The organism is Micromonospora aridisoli, from assembly GCF_056150025.1.
The window spans coordinates 169,396-184,770 of record NZ_JAXCFK010000006.1 but is presented as its reverse complement, the minus strand read 5'-3'; the positions used below and the strand labels follow the sequence as shown (position 1 = coordinate 184,770).

The window sequence follows — 15,375 nt, the reverse complement described above, 5'->3', positions numbered from 1 at the left end:
GAAGGATTTCGCTCACGCGTGCCCTGCATCTGAGGGCGCCCTGTTCTCTGGAGGAAAGAGAACGTGAGCAAACCCCGAAACCTGAGCCGGCGTACCTCCGCCGCGCTCTTCGCCTCGGTCATGGCGGCCAGCGCCGTGACCGTGGCGGGCGGTGCCGCCACCGCGAGCGCCGCTCCTGCCGGACCCGACGCCGCGCAGGCCACCCCCGCCGAGGCGTTGAGCCAGCACGACGCCAAGCTGCTCGCCGAGGCGGAGGCGAAGAACGCCCTCACCGTCACGATGATCGTCGCAACCGACCGCGGCAAGGCGAAGGACGTCGCCGGCGACCTCAAGGACCTGGGCGCCGCCGTCACCGAGCGCTACGACACGATCGGATTCGTGCTCGCCAAGGTGCCGACCGGAAAGGCGGTCAAGGCCGCCACGCTGCCCGGCGTCGCCGCGGTCGACCTGGACGAGAAGATCCAGCTGCCGGACCCGAAGCCCGAGGCCGCCCAGGGCGGCAAGGCCGCCAAGCAGGGCACCACGCTCAGTGGCCCCGGCGCCACGACGCCCGCCGACAACCCGTACATGCCCACGGGCGAGACCGGTGCGGTCAAGTTCGTCAAGCAGAACCCCAAGTGGGACGGGCGCGGCGTCACCATCGGCGTCATGGACTCCGGTGTGGACCTGGAGCACCCGGCGCTGCAGAAGACCACCACCGGCGAGCGCAAGATCGTCGACTGGGTGACCGCGACCGACCCGTTCGAGGACGCCACCTGGCGGCCGATGATCAACCAGGTGACCGGGCCCACCTTCACCCTCGCCGGTCGCACCTGGACCGCGCCGGCCGGCACCTACCGGTTCAACCTGTTCAGCGAGAACGTCACGAACAACAGCGATCCGGCCGGTGACGTCAACCGCGACGGTGACAACACCGACCAGTTCGGCATCCTGTTCGACCCGGCCACCAACAACATCTGGGTCGACACCGACCAGGACGGTGACTTCACCGACGAGGCCGTGATGCGGCCGTACAAGGAGAAGTTCGACGTCGGCTACTTCGGCACCGACAACCCGGCGACTCCGGTCAAGGAGCGGATGTCGTTCGTCGTCGAGTACCGCAAGAACGTCGACACCACCCCGGTCGGCGGCCCCGGTCTGGTCGACTACGTCAACATCGGCATCATCGAGAGCGCCCACGGCACGCACGTCGCCGGCATCACCGCCGCCAACGACATGCTGGGCAACGGCGCGTTCGACGGTGCCGCCCCCGGCGCCAAGATCGTTTCCTCCCGTGCCTGCTCCTGGGGCGGCGGTTGCACGGCCGCCGCACTCACCACCGGCATGGCCGATCTGGTGATCAACCGGGGTGTCGACGTCATCAACATGTCGATCGGTGGCCTGCCGGCGCTCAACGACGGCAACAACGCCCGCGCCACCCTCTACAACAACCTGATCACCACCTACGGGGTGCAGATGTTCATCTCGGCCGGCAACTCCGGCCCGGGCGTGAACACCATCGGCGACCCCTCGGCGTCGACCAACGTGGTCAGTGTCGCCGCCAGCGTCAGCAAGGACACCTGGCTGGCGAACTACGGCTCGGTGGTCAAGAAGAAGAACGCCCTGTTCAACTTCTCCTCGCGCGGCCCGCGTGAGGACGGTGGCGCCAAGCCGAACATCGCCGCGCCGGGTTCGGCCATCTCCACCACCCCGGTCTGGCAGGCCGGCAGCCCGGTCGCCGAGGCCGGTTACGCGCTCCCGCCGGGCTACGGCATGTTCAACGGCACGTCGATGGCCTCCCCGCAGGCTGCCGGCGCCGCCGCGCTGCTGCTCTCGGCCGCCAAGGCGACCGACAAGGGCGTCACCCCGGAAATGCTGCGCCGGGCGATCTACACCTCGGCCAAGCCGATCGCCGACACCCCGACCTACGGGCAGGGCTACGGCATGTTCGACGTGCCGGGCGCCTGGAAGCTGCTCAAGAAGGGTGTGCAGACCCGCTCGTACACCGCCGACGCCCCGGTCTGCACGCCGCTGTCCGGCATGCTGGCCACCCCGCACCGCGGCACCGGCGTCTACAACCGCTGCGGCTCCGCCGACGGCGGTCACAAGGTCAACCAGTCGAAGTCGTACCAGGTCAAGCTGACCCGGACCAGCGGCCCGGCCGGCAACGTCAAGCACGACGTCGGCCTGCGCGGCAACAACGGCACCTTCTCGGCGCCGAAGAGCGTCACGCTGCCGCTGAACAAGACCGTCACCATCACGATCACCGCCAAGCCCAAGACCGCGGGCGCGCACAGCACGATCGTGACCGTCGACGACCCGGCCACCAACACGATCGACTTCGAGTTCTCCGCCGTGGTGGTGGTCTCGAACGACGTCAGCAAGCCCAACTTCGCCTACTCGGCGCAGGGCTCGGTGGACCGGAACAGCACCACGTCGTACTTCGTGACGGTGCCCCCGGGTGCCGGTGCCCTCCAGGTCAACCTCTCCGGGATCGCGACCGGGTCGCAGACGCGCTTCATCGCGTTCAACCCGTGGGGCGTGCCGGTGGAGAGCACCTCCAGCCTGACCTGCTACACCAACTTCGCCAGCGCCTGCAACGCCTTCGAGCGTGACTACCAGAACCCGATGCCGGGTGTCTGGGAGATCGAGGTGGAGTCCCGGCGGACCTCGCCGGCGCTGAACAACCCGTACCAGATTCAGGCGCGGGTGCAGGGCGTCGCGGTCGAGCCGGCCGTGGTCGAGCTGCCGTCGGTCACCGCCGGCACCCCGACCCCGGTCACCTGGTCGCTGAAGAACACCTTCGGTCCGGTCTCGGTGACCGGCCAGGGCGGCGCGCTGTCCAGCTCCCACGCCGAGCGGCCGACCATCGTCGAGTACGCGGAGCAGGAGTTCACCGTCGAGGTGCCGGCGGGCGCCACCAGCTTCACCGCCCGCATCGGCAACACCTCGAACGCCGGTGCCGACCTCGACCTGTTCGTCTACCGGGGCAGCACCCTGGTCGGCTACAACGCCGACGGTGACTCCGAGGAGTTCGTCACCATCGCCAACCCGCCGGCGGGCACCTACACCGTCGTCGTCGAGGCGTACTCGGTCGACGGTGCCGGTGGCAGCACCGAGTACGACTACCGGGACTCGTTCTCCTCCCCGGCGCTCGGCACCCTCGCGGCGTCGGGCACCGCTCTCACCCTGGCGCACGGCGCCACCGGCACCATCTCCGGTACGGTGACCGCCCAGTCCGCCCCGGCCGCGGGCCGGTCGCTCTTCGGTGAGCTGTCCGTGGTGACCACCGAAGGCGCGGTCGTCGGCCGCGGCGCGGTCTCCGTCGGCGCGGTGAACTGACCCGTACCACCCCCGCACCACCAGGAAGCCCGTCTCCGGATCTCCGGAGACGGGCTTCCGTCTGTCCACCTGCCCGACGCGATCAGCCGCTTGGCATCCGTCAGTCCGGCTCGACCCGTTGCGGGTAGCGGGCAACCAGCCCGACCACGAGCAGCAGGTAAGCGACCAACTCGACACCGGCGAGGACGGCCGGTCCGGAGGCGGGCAGGCTCGCGTTGGCATGAGACACGGCGGTGACCAGAACACCACGTCCGGCGTACGACGGCAGCGACAACGAGTTGAGTGCCATGTCCAGGTGGGTCAGCGCGACCGGTACCAGCAGGACGGCAGCACCGGCAGCGAGCCGGTGCCGGCGTTCGGCCAACAGGGCGGTCAGAACGAGCGCGCCGAAGGCGAGTGCGAGCGGCACCAGCATGGCGGCGGCCACCTCCGCGCCGGACGGGCCGCCGCTGCCGGGGCTGAGCCGCTGAACCTCCCGTACCGCAAGGTGGATCTCGACCAGCCGGACCGTCGCGTACGCGGCCACCAGCGTCGCCGCCAGCACCGTCCCGGCGAGGGCGGGGCGACTCGGGCGCGCGTCGCGCCATCGCGCGCCCAACAACAGGATCAGGACGAGGACCAGCGGCGCCCAGCCCAGGCGAAGGCCGGTGACGAACCCCAGGGTGGGGTCAACCTCACCGGGCCGGAGCACCTGCCATTTCCGGTCGGCGGGATCGGCGGGCATCGTGGTCCACGCATCGACGACTAGCACGGTGAGCGCCATCGGCACTGCCCAGGGCCGGCCCGGTAGCCGGGCGGTCAGCGCGTACGCCGACAGCAGCAGCAGCGCGGCCACCTCGGCCTGACGCAGCAGGGGAACACCGGTGAGGATGCCAAGGACGTGAACGGCGGCGAGTGCCCCCGCCGCCGCCGGAAGGATCGATCGGTACCGCACCCGGGCATACTGCCATCAATCGATGCATATCGCCGGCCCGTACTGCCGCCGAGGGTGCCCGGAGCCGCGCGCTCAGTTGCGTTTGGCGGAGGACACGACGAACGGGGTGCCCTGCTGGCAGGTGGACATCATGGTCGGGTCGGGACGCCCGGTCACCGTCACGGAGGCACCCGAGGTGAGCACGTCTCGGGGGCCGCCGAGCAGCAGGTAACCGTCGAGCAGCAGGCAGCCCGGCTCGACCCCGGACTCGACCCGGCCGGTCAGGGTGATCTCGCCGGTCGGCGGCGGCTTCGACGGGCCGCTGGGTCGCACCGTCGGTCGGGTGGTCGGTGCCGTCGGGTCCACCGGATCGGAGGGCGGGGGCGCGGATCCGGTCGGATCCGGGGTGGGCAGCTCGGTCACGGGTGACGCTCCGGTCGGGGTCGGGGTGGTGGTGCCGTCCCCCGCGTCCTGGCCGCCGCAGGCGGCGAGCGCCGTGCAGACGATCAGCGCGGTGGCGGCGATCCGAAGAGTCCTCATACCAGGCTCTGACGTAGCGGACCGGTGAACAGTTCCATCGGGCCTGCCCCGGTGCGCTCAGCCACGGGCCGCGGCGGCGGCCTTCATGTCGCGCTTGAGCTCTTGCGGCAGTGAGAAGGTGAGCCGTTCGTTGGCGGTCACGACCTCCTCCACATCGGTGAAGCCACGCTCGGCGAGGTGCGCCAGCACCTCCTGGACCAGTTCCTCCGGCACGCTCGCGCCCGAGGTCAGCCCCACCGTCTCCGCACCGGCCAGCCAGGCGTCGTCGATCTCGTGAGCGAAGTCGACCAGATGACCACCACGGGCACCGGCGTCCAGGGCCACCTCGACCAGGCGGACCGAGTTGGACGAGTTGCGGGAGCCGACGACGAGCACCACGTCGCACTCCGGCGCGATCTCCTTGATGACGTGCTGCCGGTTGCTGGTGGCGTAGCAGATGTCGTCGCTGGGCGGAGACTGGAGCATCGGCAGCCGCTTCTTGAGCCGGGCCACGGTCTCCATCGTCTCGTCCACCGACAGCGTGGTCTGCGACAGCCAGACGACCTTGTTCGGGTCCCGCACGGTGACCCGGTCGGCGTCCTCCGGGCCGTCGACCAGTTGGATGTGCTCCGGGGCCTCGCCGGAGGTACCGATGACCTCCTCGTGCCCCTCGTGACCGATGAGCAGGATGTCGTAATCCTCGGCGGCGAACCGCTTCGCCTCGTGGTGCACCTTGGTCACCAGCGGGCAGGTGGCGTCGATCGCCTTGAGCGACCGCTGCTTCGCCTGCTCGTACACCTCGGGTGCCACGCCGTGCGCGGAGAAGATCACGGTGGCACCCTCGGGCACCTCCTCGTTCTCCTCCACGAAGATCGCGCCCTGGGCCTCCAGCGTCCGCACCACGTGCTTGTTGTGCACGATCTGCTTGCGGACGTAGATGGGGGCACCGTAGAGCTTGAGCGCTTCCTCGACGGTCTGCACCGCCCGGTCGACACCCGCGCAGTAGCCGCGGGGCTTGGCCAGGAGCACGCGCTTACCGGTCCGGGGAGTCGCCTCAGCCTCAGTCACCCCCTCATCGTACGTGCCCTCGCCGGGCGCGGCAGCGGCGCCGGATCTCCCCCATCGCCTGTTGACCATGAGGTTGTCGCCCGCGACACGCCCTCCCGAGAGCAACAGCCTCATGATCAACGCGGTCGGGGCGGCGGATCGTAGGGTGGTCGGGTGGGTTCGGGTGAGGGAGCAGGCGCGGGGGCGGGCGGGAAGAGCAGCTCGGATGAGCCGTGGCCGGTGCGGGTGGTCAGTCAGAAGATCGGCGCCTGGGTCGCCCGGCTCGGGTGGGTGTGGGTCGACGGGCAGGTGGCGCAGATCAGCCGGCGTCCCGGTGCCAGCACCGTGTTCCTGACCCTGCGTGACCCGTCCGCCGATCTGAGCCTCACGGTCACCACCAACCGGGACGTGCTCGACACCGGCGCACCGGAACTGCGCGAGGGCGCCCGCGTGGTGCTGCACGCCAAACCCGAGTTCTACGCCGCCCGGGGCACGCTCAGCCTGCGCGCGGACGAGATCCGCCAGGTCGGCCTCGGTGAGCTGCTGGCCCGGCTGGAGAAACTCAAGAAGCTGCTGGCCGCCGAGGGGCTGTTCGACCGGGCCCGCAAGCGCCGTCCGCCATTCCTGCCGCAGCGGATCGGGCTCATCACCGGCCGGGCCAGCGCCGCCGAGCGGGACGTGCTGACCAACGCGCGCCGGCGCTGGCCCGCAGTGGAGTTCCGGACGGTGAACGTGGCCGTCCAGGGTCCGAGCGCCGTGCCGCAGATCGTGGACGCGCTGAAGGTGCTGGACGCGGACCCGACTATCGACGTGATCATCCTGGCCCGTGGCGGGGGTGGCATCGAGGACCTGCTGCCCTTCTCCGACGAGGCGCTCTGCCGGGCCGTCTTCGCCTGCCGTACACCGGTGGTCAGCGCGATCGGCCACGAGACGGACGCGCCGCTGGTCGACTACGTGGCCGACGTCCGCGCGTCGACCCCCACCGACGCGGCGAAGCGGGTGGTGCCCGATCTGGCCGAGGAGGTACGCCTGATCAAGCAGGCCCGGTACCGCCTGCACCGGGCCGTGCACAACCTGGTCGACCGGGAGTCCCACCGCATCGACGCGCTGCGTTCCCGGCCGGTGCTGGCCCGGCCGCAGGTGATGGTCGAGCAACGGGCCGCCGAGCTGGCCGCCCTGCGCCAACGCGCCGGTCGCTGCCTGGACCACCGCCTCGCCGCCGCCGGTGACGACCTCCGGCACACCCTGGCCCGGCTGCGCGCTCTCTCCCCGGCGGCCACCCTCGACCGGGGGTACGCCATCGTGCAACGGGCCGACGGCCATGTCGTACGCGCGGCCACCGAGGTCACTCCCGGCGACCCGCTTCGGGTACGCCTCGCCGAGGGCGAACTCTCCGCCACGGTCGACACCTGACCCATACGCCTGGGCCGGTGTCAAAGGTCCTCGGTCGCCTCAGGAGGCGGCACGGTCGTGTTCGTCGCGATGTGCGAGGACCTCGCTCATGTGTGCCTGTGCCCAGTGTCTGATCTCGCGTGTCATGCGCTGGAGCGAGAGACCGAGGTCGGTCAGTTCGTAGGTGACGGTGACCGGAACGGTCGGCGTCACGGTACGGGTCAGGAGGCCGTCACGCTCCAGCGACCGCAGGGTCTGGGTCAACATCTTCTGACTGACCCCGGCCAGCAGCCGGGATAGCTCGGAGTAACGCATCGCTCTCGGCCCGTCCGACGCGTGGGGTTGCGAAGAGGTGTCGCCGCCCAACGCGCACAGGATGAGCACGACCCACTTGTCCGAGATCCGGTCGAGCAACTGGCGGCTGGGGCAGCCGGCGAGAAAGGCGTTGTAATCCGCCCTGGCCTGCGCTCGCTGCTGAGCCGCCCGCATCGTGGCCACTGATTCCCCCTCACTGTTGGGTGGTTACGTACTTTCAGGTGCCTACTTCCCGTTGGGAAGTTCCGCTCCAATACTCATCCGTGCAGACGCAACCCGCCACCCTCTCACCAGCGAGGAAATCGACACGATGAGCTCACCTGTTCCTCCTCTTCCCGGCGGCGCCTGGACGCTGGGCGATCGGACCGTCACCCGGTTCGGGTACGGTGCCATGCAACTCGCCGGGCCGTGGGTGCTGGGCCCGCCCGCCGATCATGAGGGCGCACTGACCGTGCTGCGCGAAGCGGTCGACCGGGGGATCACCCACATCGACACGAGCGACGCGTACGGGCCGCGCGTCACCAACGAGCTGATCCGCGAAGCACTCCACCCCTACCCGGAGTCGTTGGTCATCGCCACCAAGGTGGGCGCGACCCGCGACGCGCAAGGCGGTTGGCCGACCGCCCGTCGACCCGAGGATCTGCGCAGGCAGGTCCACGAGAACCTGCGATCCCTCGGATGCGAGACCCTCGATCTGGTCAACATGCGCATGGGCAACGCCGAAGGTCCTCAGCCCGGTTCGATCGCCGAGGCGTTCGGCACGCTCGTCGAGCTTCAGCAGGAGGGACTGATCCGCCACCTCGGCGTCAGCAATGTCACCGCGGAGCAGGTCGCCGAGGCCCGGACCATCGCCCCTGTCGTGTGCGTGCAGAACATGTACAACCTCGCCCACCGTCACGACGACGATCTCATCGACCAGCTCGCCGCCGACGGCATCGCCTACGTGCCGTTCTTCCCCCTCGGCGGCTTCTCGCCGTTGCAGTCCGAGGCGCTCGCGGCCGTCGCCGCCCGGCTGGAGTCGACAACGATGTCCGTCGCCCTCGCCTGGCTCCTGCGACGCTCACCGAACGTCCTGCTGATTCCCGGTACGTCGAAGGCGGCACACCTCCGCGAGAACATCGCCGGGGCGGGGCTCGCCCTGTCCAGCGAAGACGTCGCCGAGCTGGACGGCATCGGCCGCTGCCTGCCGTAACCGGCGACTGCGACGTCGTCGGCGGAGGCGTCGGGGGGTTGTGCTGAGATGGGTGCGATGACTGACGAGAAGAGCAGCGGGTCGGACGAGCGGCTCAGCTACGAACAGGCCCGCGCCGAACTCGCGTCGGTGGTGGAGCGGCTGGAGGCCGGCGGCACGTCCCTGGAGGAGTCGCTGGCGTTGTGGGAGCGCGGCGAGGCGCTGGCGGTCATCTGTCAGCGCTGGCTCGACGGCGCTCGTGCCCGTATCGACGCCGCCCGCCCCGACCCGGCTGGCTGACCCGACCCCGAGTACGCGCCGCAGCCGGTACCGACAGCCGTCGCGGCGGGAACCCGTGGTTCCCGCCGCGACGCGTACGGTCAGGACGAGCGAGGCGTGCGTACTGCTCGGCCCCGCAGCATGCCCTCAGTCGAACAGGTTGTACAGCTCCGGCGGCGCCTCGACGACCTGGTCCGCCGGAGGCCTGGTCGCCTCGGTCGCGTTGCCGTAGTCGGAGTACGTCACCCTGATCTCCTGTCCGGCTGCCCGGCCGGCCTCGGGCAGTTGGATCACCAGCTCGGTGAGCCGCCCCTGGGCGTCGGTCGTCGCCGTGAACGGCACCGAGTTCGCCTCCGCGCCGAGCGCGGTGATCACCGTCGGGTCGAGCGATCGGGCGTCGGCGGCCTTGGAGAGGTCCAGGGTGCCGGCGTACGTGCCCTCGCCGGTACGGCGGACCTCGGTGACCGCCTGGGTCAACGCCTCGCTACCGGCGGGGTCGACCCGATCGAAGTCGAACCCGAGGTTACGGTCGCCCTGGATCCGGTTCTGGTCGAGGTGCTGGTACTTGCCGAGGTTCAGTCGCTCCACCCCGGGCACCCGGGCCGCGGCCTGGCCCTTGAGGTCCACCTTCACCCAGCTGTCGGGTCGGGCGTGAATCAGGTCGAGGCTGATCGCGAGGTCGTCCGTCGGCTCGCCGAGCCGTACCCGCATCTCGGCGCTCTGGCTCGGCTGATGCACCTGCCCCTCCGCGATGGAGCCGGCACCGGACATGCTGAACCGGAAGTTGCCGTTGCGGATCTCCCGGGTCGAGTCCAGCAGCGCCTGCTTGGCCTCCGAGTCGGCCTCAGGCGCGGCACCGGTGGCGGTGGCGGTGGCGGACGGTGTGGCGGTCGACCCGGCGTCACCGGTCGTGGCGCAGGCGGCGACTCCGGGCGTGAAGAGGGCGACGGCCACGAGGCCGGCGCTCAGTCGTCGAACGGTCATCGGTGTCTCCCAGCAGGGTCATCCGGTGCGTTCTCGCGCCGGAGGCTCCCCCTATCTGTTCCCGTCCGCCCGCCCGCGCAATCACCCGAACCCGGGCATCCCCGGTTGTCGGCACGTGCCTGCCGCCGGGTACGCGAACGGGGGTGGGCCAGGCCCACCCCCGCAGCACTGTCGCTCGGCCTACTTGAACATCTCGTAGGTCTGCTCGCTCGCCTCGACGACCTGGTCCGCCGGCGGCTTCTGCACGGCGGTCGCCGCACCGTAGTCACCGTAGGTGATCTTGATGTCCTGCGCCTTGGCCTCGCCGGCCGCCGGGACGGACATGACCAGCTCGGTCAGCCGACCCTCGGCGTCCAGCTTCGCGGTGAACGGGATCGCCTTGGCCTGGTCGCCCAGCTCCTTGAGCAGGTCCTCGTCGGCGGCGACCGAGTCCTTGACGGTGGTCAGGTCGAAGGTGCCGGCGTAGGTGCCCTCACCGGTCTTCTGCACGTCGGTGAGGCCCTCGAACATCCCGGCGGCGTCGGCCGGGTCGGTGCCGCCCTTGAAGATGTCGAGATTCTTGGCGTTCTTGGCCTTGGCGGCGTCGAGGTGCTGGTACTTGTCCTTGAACATCTCCATCCCCGGGATGCCGGCCGCAAGGTCACCCAGGTCGACCTTGACCCAGGTGTCCGGCTGGATCTGGATGAGGTCGAAGTCCATGGTGAAGTTCTCGTCACCCACGGTCATCGTCATCTGCGCGCTGTTGCTGGGCTTGTGGAGCGTGCCCTTGCCGTTCATCGAGTCAGCCGCGATGGTGAACGTGAAGTTGCCGTCGGCCAGCCCCTTGGTGGAGGCGACCAGCGCCGCCTTCGGGTCGGCCGGAATGCCCGACTCGGCCGAGGAGGCCGTCGAGGGCGACTCGTCGCCGGAGTTGTTGCAGGCGGCGAGACCGGGAACGAGCAGCGTGGCGGCAATGAGGCCCACGCTCCACCGTCGAATGTTCACAGATCGTCTCTCTTCAAGCAGGAAAGCCCGACCGACCGGGGCCGGCCAGGCATCGAACCCGGCGAGCGTAACGGATCGGACCGACACGCAGGGGGCACCGACCTGCCGACGGCGGCCGGGCGGGTGGCTTGTCACGCCCCAACGCAGGGTGGGACCGTCGCCGCGACCGGAATCGGCGCTCAGTCCACGGCGGTGGCCAGCGCCCGCAGCTCGTTGTCCCGGGCGTCGCCGACGACGATCACCGTACGCTCCGGCTGAAGCAGCACCAACGCCTGCTCGTTGCCGCGCGCCGTGTACCGCTGCCAGGTGCCGGACCCGAGATCGGCCTGCCCCTGGGGCCGCCCCTCGTCGGTCAACTCGACCGGCAGCAGCCGCTCCGGCGGCACGTTGCTCTGCACCAGTTGCAGGCCACGGCCCTCCGGGGTGACATATCCCACCCGGAGAATGGCGCCGTCCTCGGCCGTCCGGTAGGTGGCGCGTACGGGCCGCCACCCGTCGCCCAGTCCGGACGGTTCGCTCACCGGAAAAGCGCCGGCCGATCTCGCCTGTTCGAAGGCGGGTGCCGGATCGACCGTGTTCGGTTCGTCCCCGCCGAGGAAACCCCGGTAGAAGGCGAGCAGCAGGACGATGGGGATCAGCAGCACCAGCAGCGAGATCGCCATGTCGCGCGGTGAGCGTTCCGACTTCGCGGCGGCGGCGGCCGGCGGCACGGGTTCGCCGGGAATCCGCGCCGACTGTTCCTCGGGTACGCCCGACCCGCCGGCCCGGTCGACGGTCGGGTCGGCACCGGTCGGGGACTCGTCGGCGGGTACGCGGTCGGCAGGCTGTGCGGGTTCCACCCCGCCATTCTCGCAGCCGCCCGACCGGCGGTATCCGTCCCATCACCGCCCCGCCCCGGCTGCGGGTCCGTCATCGTGTGAGGATCAGGATCGAAGCCGGCAGCGCCGGCCCGCCCCGCACCGCCGCGAGGAGGAGCCGCTTTCATGACGACCACCAGGACCCGGACCCCACAGAACCTCGACCGTAACCTCGCTCTCGACCTCGTCAGGGTCACCGAGGCGGCCGCAATGGCCGCCGGCCGGTGGGTCGGCCGGGGCGACAAGGAGGGCGGCGACGGAGCCGCCGTCGACGCGATGCGCAAGTTGATCAACTCGATCCCGATGACGGGGATCGTGGTGATCGGCGAGGGCGAGAAGGACAACGCCCCGATGCTCTTCAACGGTGAGGAGGTCGGCGACGGCACCGGTCCCGAGGTGGACGTGGCGGTCGACCCGATCGACGGCACCACCCTGATGAGCAAGGGGATGCCGAACGCGCTCGCGGTGCTGGCGGTCGCCGAGCGCGGTGCGATGTTCGACCCGAGCGCGGTCTTCTACATGGAGAAGCTCGCCGTCGGCCCGGCCTACGCGGACGTGGTGGACATCGACGCCGGTGTCGGGGAGAACCTGCGCCGGATCGCGCGGGTGAAGGGATCCAGCGTCTCCGAGGTCACCGTCTGCGTGCTCGATCGTTCCCGGCACGACGACCTGGTCGACCAGATCCGCCACGCCGGGGCCGGCATCCGCTTCATCTCCGACGGCGACATCGCCGGTGCGATCGCCGCGGCGCGCGGCGAGTCGGACGTCGACGTGCTGATGGGCATCGGCGGCACCCCGGAGGGGATCACCGCCGCCTGCGCCCTCAAGTGCATGGGCGGAATGATGCAGGCCAAGCTCTGGCCACGCGACGACGCCGAACGGGAGAAGGCGATCGCGGCGGGACACGACCTGGACCGGGTGCTCACCACCGACGATCTGGTGACCGGCGACAACTGCTTCTTCGTGGCCACCGGCATCACCTCCGGGGACCTGCTACGCGGCGTGCGGTACCGGGCCGGCGGGGCGTACACCCAGTCGATCGTGATGCGCTCCAAGAGCGGCACCATCCGGGTCATCGACTCGTACCACCGTTTGGAGAAGCTGGCGCTCTACTCGGCGGTGGACTTCGACGGCCGGCCGCTGGACGAACAGGCTTGAGTGCCGCGACGGCGACCCGGCCGGAGGTCTCGGCGGGTCGCCGGTTCGGCGCGGTGGTGCTGGCGACGGTGGCCGGGGTCGCCGTCGCGACGCAGTCGCGGATCAACGGTGAGCTGGGCGTACGCCTCGGTGACGGGGTGGCCGCCGCGGTCATCTCGTTCGGCTCCGGTCTGCTGCTGTTGCTGGTGCTGGTTCCGGCCACCGGCGCCGGGCGACGGGGACTGACGACGCTGCGCGCCGCTCTCCACCGCGGGACGCTCCGGCCCTGGCAGTGCCTCGGCGGTGCGTGCGGCGCGTTTCTCGTGTTCACCCAGGGCGCGACCGTCGGCACCCTGGGGGTCGCGGTGTTCACCGTGGCGGTGGTCGCCGGCCAGTCCGCCAGCAGCCTGCTCGTGGACCGGGCGGGGGTCGGCCCGAGCGGCCGGCAGCCGGTCACCGGTGCCCGGCTGGCCGGTGCGGTGCTGACCACGGTGGCGGTGCTGCTGGCGGTCAGCGACCGGTTCCGCGAGCCCGCGACCCTCGGTCTGGCCGTGCTGCCGCTGCTGGCCGGCGTCGCCGTGGCCTGGCAGCAGGCGGTGAACGGGTGGGTTCGCGTGGTCACCGGAAGCACCCTGACCGCCACGCTGGTCAACTTCGCCGCCGGCACGGCGGTGCTGCTGGCCGCGTTCGTCGCCAGCCTCGCGCTGCGAGGGCTGCCCCCGGGCGGTCTGCCCACCGAGCCCTGGCTCTACCTCGGCGGGCCGATCGGCGTGACGTTCATCGCCGTCGCCGCGGCGGTGGTCCGGCTCACCGGTGTGCTGCTGCTCGGCCTGGCCACCGTCGCCGGTCAGGTCTTCGGCGCGGTGCTGCTGGACGTGCTGATGCCGTCCGCGGCCTCCCATCCCGACGCGACCACCCTGCTCGGTGCGGTTCTCACCCTGGTCGCCGTGGCGGTCGCCGCGCTCGGCGGACGGTTCAGGGCATGGTCATCGGGGACTCGGAGCGGTACGGCCCGTCGAGGTCGGACCGGCGACGGCGGAAGATGATGGCGGCCACGATGCCGCCGAGCAGCCCGAACAGGTGCCCCTGCCAGGAGATCCGTTCGTCGGTGGGTAGGACGCCGACCAACTGGCCACCGTAGAGGAGACCGACCAGCAGGAAGACGGCGAAGTTCCACCAGCTCCGCTCGAAGATGCCCCGGGTGAGCAGGATGCCGAGGTAGCCGAAGATCACCCCGCTGGCTCCGACCACGATCGTGTTCGGCGAGCCGGTGAACCACACACCGAGCCCGCTGACCAGAACGATGACCAGGGTGGACCAGAGGAAGCGCCGGGCGCCTGCCGCCAGTACGAAGGTGCCGAGGAGGATCAGCGGGATGCTGTTGCTGTAGAGGTGGTCGAAGCCGTGGTGCAGGAACGGCGAGAAGAAGACGCCGTCCAGTCCCTCGATCCGCTGCGGAATGATCCCTGCGGCGGAGTCGAACCCCGCGCCCAGCCAGACGTCGAGGCCCTCGATCAGGAAGAGGACCGGCACCACCGCGCACATGGCGACGAACGCCCGGCCGATGGACGCGTAGAAGGCCATGGTGCCGAACCGGTGGGGGTCGCCACTTCCGGGGAGCAGGGTCACCCGTCAAGAGCTATCAGCAAACGCCGGTGGCCGCCACTTTTCCCGGCACGAGACCACCCGACCCGCCGCGAGCCGGGCGGGGCACTCTCCCGTGACACGCAACGGCGGGACGCGGTCGCCCGCGCCCCGCCGCCACGGCTCAGCTCAGTAGTAGCCCTTGTTCTGGGAGTGGGTCCAGGCCGCACAGGGCGTGCCGTAACGGCCCTTGATGTAGCCGAGTCCCCACTTGATCTGGGTGACCGGGTTGGTCTCCCAGTCGTCGCCGACCGAGGCCATCTTGTTGCCCGGGTACGCCTGCGGGATGCCGTACGCCCCGGAGGACCGGTTGCGGGCCTTGTGGTTCCAGCCGCTCTCCTTGGTCCAGAGCTTGTCCAGACAGGGGAACTGGTCGATCTTGAATCCGGTGTCGATCATGATGGCGCAACCGACCTTCCGGTTACCGCTGTACTCCTCGCACGACTCGGGGATCGGGCCGTCGTACGGCTTCGCAGCGCGGGCCGCGGCCTCCCGGGCCGCCTTCTCCTCGGCGGCCTTCCTACGTGCCGCCTCTTCCGCCTTGCGGGCCTTCTCGGCTGCCGCCCTGGCCTGCTTCCTGACCTCGCTGGCCTGCTGCCGAGCGGTCCGGACCTGGCGGGAGACCGTCTGCTCCTGCCGGTAGTCGACGTTGACGTCGATCTCGGTGACACTGCCGGCCACCTGCGCGCCCGGGTCCGGGCGCTGAGTCTGGCGGTCCTCGCTCAAGTAGAAACCGCCGGCTACGCCCACCGAGAGCAGCGCGACGGCTGCGGTGCGGGCGGCGAACCGGCTCCACGGCCGACTCACGAAGT

Annotated in this window: 15 protein-coding genes; 6 read left to right on the top strand and 9 right to left on the bottom strand. The window is 70.5% G+C overall.

All coding sequences use genetic code 11. The features are described 5' to 3' along the window. Positions 1 to 63 precede the first annotated feature (63 nt). Positions 64 to 3,321 (top strand): S8 family serine peptidase, encoded by a 3,258-nt coding sequence (locus tag SM447_RS15250; protein WP_474573449.1) that lies wholly within the window; start codon positions 64 to 66, stop codon positions 3,319 to 3,321. Positions 3,322 to 3,421: 100 nt separating this feature from the next. Here SM447_RS15250 and SM447_RS15245 read toward each other — a convergent pair whose 3' ends face one another. The 3 genes from SM447_RS15245 to SM447_RS15235 all read right to left on the bottom strand — a co-directional run bounded on the left by SM447_RS15245 (position 3,422) and on the right by SM447_RS15235 (position 5,821). Beyond that, on the bottom strand, positions 3,422 to 4,255 hold the full coding sequence (locus tag SM447_RS15245) for a hypothetical protein (RefSeq protein ID WP_474573448.1): 834 nt from the start codon (positions 4,253 to 4,255) through the stop codon (positions 3,422 to 3,424). Between the two features lie 72 nt (positions 4,256 to 4,327). After that, the gene (locus tag SM447_RS15240) at positions 4,328 to 4,774 is read right to left on the bottom strand and encodes a hypothetical protein (protein WP_474573447.1); all 447 of its coding nucleotides are present in this window, start codon (positions 4,772 to 4,774) and stop codon (positions 4,328 to 4,330) included. A gap of 57 nt (positions 4,775 to 4,831) precedes the next feature. Continuing rightward, positions 4,832 to 5,821, bottom strand: coding sequence for a 4-hydroxy-3-methylbut-2-enyl diphosphate reductase (locus SM447_RS15235; RefSeq protein ID WP_474573446.1), 990 nt, complete (start codon positions 5,819 to 5,821; stop codon positions 4,832 to 4,834). Positions 5,822 to 5,974: 153 nt separating this feature from the next. Between SM447_RS15235 and xseA the strand changes: the two genes are divergently transcribed. Beyond that, positions 5,975 to 7,213: an exodeoxyribonuclease VII large subunit gene (gene xseA / locus SM447_RS15230; protein WP_474573445.1), complete on the top strand. Its 1,239-nt coding sequence runs from the start codon at positions 5,975 to 5,977 to the stop codon at positions 7,211 to 7,213. 39 nt (positions 7,214 to 7,252) lie between these two features. On the opposite strand, the gene SM447_RS15225 is transcribed toward xseA, so the two are convergent. Then, positions 7,253 to 7,690, bottom strand: coding sequence for a winged helix-turn-helix transcriptional regulator (locus SM447_RS15225; RefSeq protein WP_474573444.1), 438 nt, complete (start codon positions 7,688 to 7,690; stop codon positions 7,253 to 7,255). Positions 7,691 to 7,817: 127 nt separating this feature from the next. Here SM447_RS15225 and SM447_RS15220 point away from each other — a divergent pair, with 127 nt between their 5' ends. Both SM447_RS15220 and SM447_RS15215 read left to right on the top strand, forming a co-directional pair. Next, positions 7,818 to 8,699 (top strand): aldo/keto reductase family oxidoreductase, encoded by an 882-nt coding sequence (locus tag SM447_RS15220; protein ID WP_474573443.1) that lies wholly within the window; start codon positions 7,818 to 7,820, stop codon positions 8,697 to 8,699. A 48-nt stretch (positions 8,700 to 8,747) separates the two neighbouring features. After that, complete coding sequence (locus tag SM447_RS15215; RefSeq protein ID WP_474573442.1) at positions 8,748 to 8,978, top strand: exodeoxyribonuclease VII small subunit; 231 nt, start codon at positions 8,748 to 8,750, stop codon at positions 8,976 to 8,978. Between the two features lie 126 nt (positions 8,979 to 9,104). Here the strand turns inward: SM447_RS15215 and SM447_RS15210 are convergent, their stop codons facing one another. The 3 genes from SM447_RS15210 to SM447_RS15200 form a co-directional block, all read right to left on the bottom strand. Further along, positions 9,105 to 9,941, bottom strand: coding sequence for a hypothetical protein (locus SM447_RS15210; protein WP_474573441.1), 837 nt, complete (start codon positions 9,939 to 9,941; stop codon positions 9,105 to 9,107). Between the two features lie 180 nt (positions 9,942 to 10,121). Continuing rightward, complete coding sequence (locus tag SM447_RS15205; protein ID WP_474573440.1) at positions 10,122 to 10,904, bottom strand: hypothetical protein; 783 nt, start codon at positions 10,902 to 10,904, stop codon at positions 10,122 to 10,124. A 200-nt stretch (positions 10,905 to 11,104) separates the two neighbouring features. Then, the gene (locus SM447_RS15200) at positions 11,105 to 11,764 is read right to left on the bottom strand and encodes a DUF4245 domain-containing protein (protein ID WP_474573439.1); all 660 of its coding nucleotides are present in this window, start codon (positions 11,762 to 11,764) and stop codon (positions 11,105 to 11,107) included. A 144-nt stretch (positions 11,765 to 11,908) separates the two neighbouring features. Here SM447_RS15200 and glpX point away from each other — a divergent pair, with 144 nt between their 5' ends. Together glpX and SM447_RS15190 are read left to right on the top strand one after the other, a co-directional pair. Further along, a complete protein-coding gene (glpX, locus tag SM447_RS15195) occupies positions 11,909 to 12,940 on the top strand; it encodes a class II fructose-bisphosphatase (RefSeq protein WP_474573438.1) in 1,032 nt (343 codons plus the stop codon). Next, on the top strand, positions 12,937 to 13,965 hold the full coding sequence (locus tag SM447_RS15190) for a DMT family transporter (protein ID WP_474573437.1): 1,029 nt from the start codon (positions 12,937 to 12,939) through the stop codon (positions 13,963 to 13,965). Before glpX ends, SM447_RS15190 begins: the two co-directional genes overlap by 4 nt. Here the strand turns inward: SM447_RS15190 and SM447_RS15185 are convergent. Beyond that, entirely contained in the window at positions 13,895 to 14,548 is a 654-nt protein-coding gene (locus SM447_RS15185) for a rhomboid family intramembrane serine protease (RefSeq protein WP_474573436.1), read from the bottom strand. The two genes, SM447_RS15190 and SM447_RS15185, sit on opposite strands and share 71 nt — an antisense overlap. 144 nt (positions 14,549 to 14,692) lie before the next feature. Then, positions 14,693 to 15,370, bottom strand: coding sequence for an aggregation-promoting factor C-terminal-like domain-containing protein (locus SM447_RS15180; protein WP_474573435.1), 678 nt, complete (start codon positions 15,368 to 15,370; stop codon positions 14,693 to 14,695). Positions 15,371 to 15,375 lie beyond the last annotated feature (5 nt).

Coding starts and splice junctions, on each gene's coding strand:
- SM447_RS15210 (WP_474573441.1), bottom strand. CDS start 9,941: ATGACCGTTCGACGACTGAGCGCCGGCCTCGTGGCCGTCGCCCTCTTC.
- glpX (WP_474573438.1), top strand. CDS start 11,909: ATGACGACCACCAGGACCCGGACCCCACAGAACCTCGACCGTAACCTC.
- SM447_RS15240 (WP_474573447.1), bottom strand. CDS start 4,774: ATGAGGACTCTTCGGATCGCCGCCACCGCGCTGATCGTCTGCACGGCG.
- SM447_RS15215 (WP_474573442.1), top strand. CDS start 8,748: ATGGGTGCGATGACTGACGAGAAGAGCAGCGGGTCGGACGAGCGGCTC.
- SM447_RS15220 (WP_474573443.1), top strand. CDS start 7,818: ATGAGCTCACCTGTTCCTCCTCTTCCCGGCGGCGCCTGGACGCTGGGC.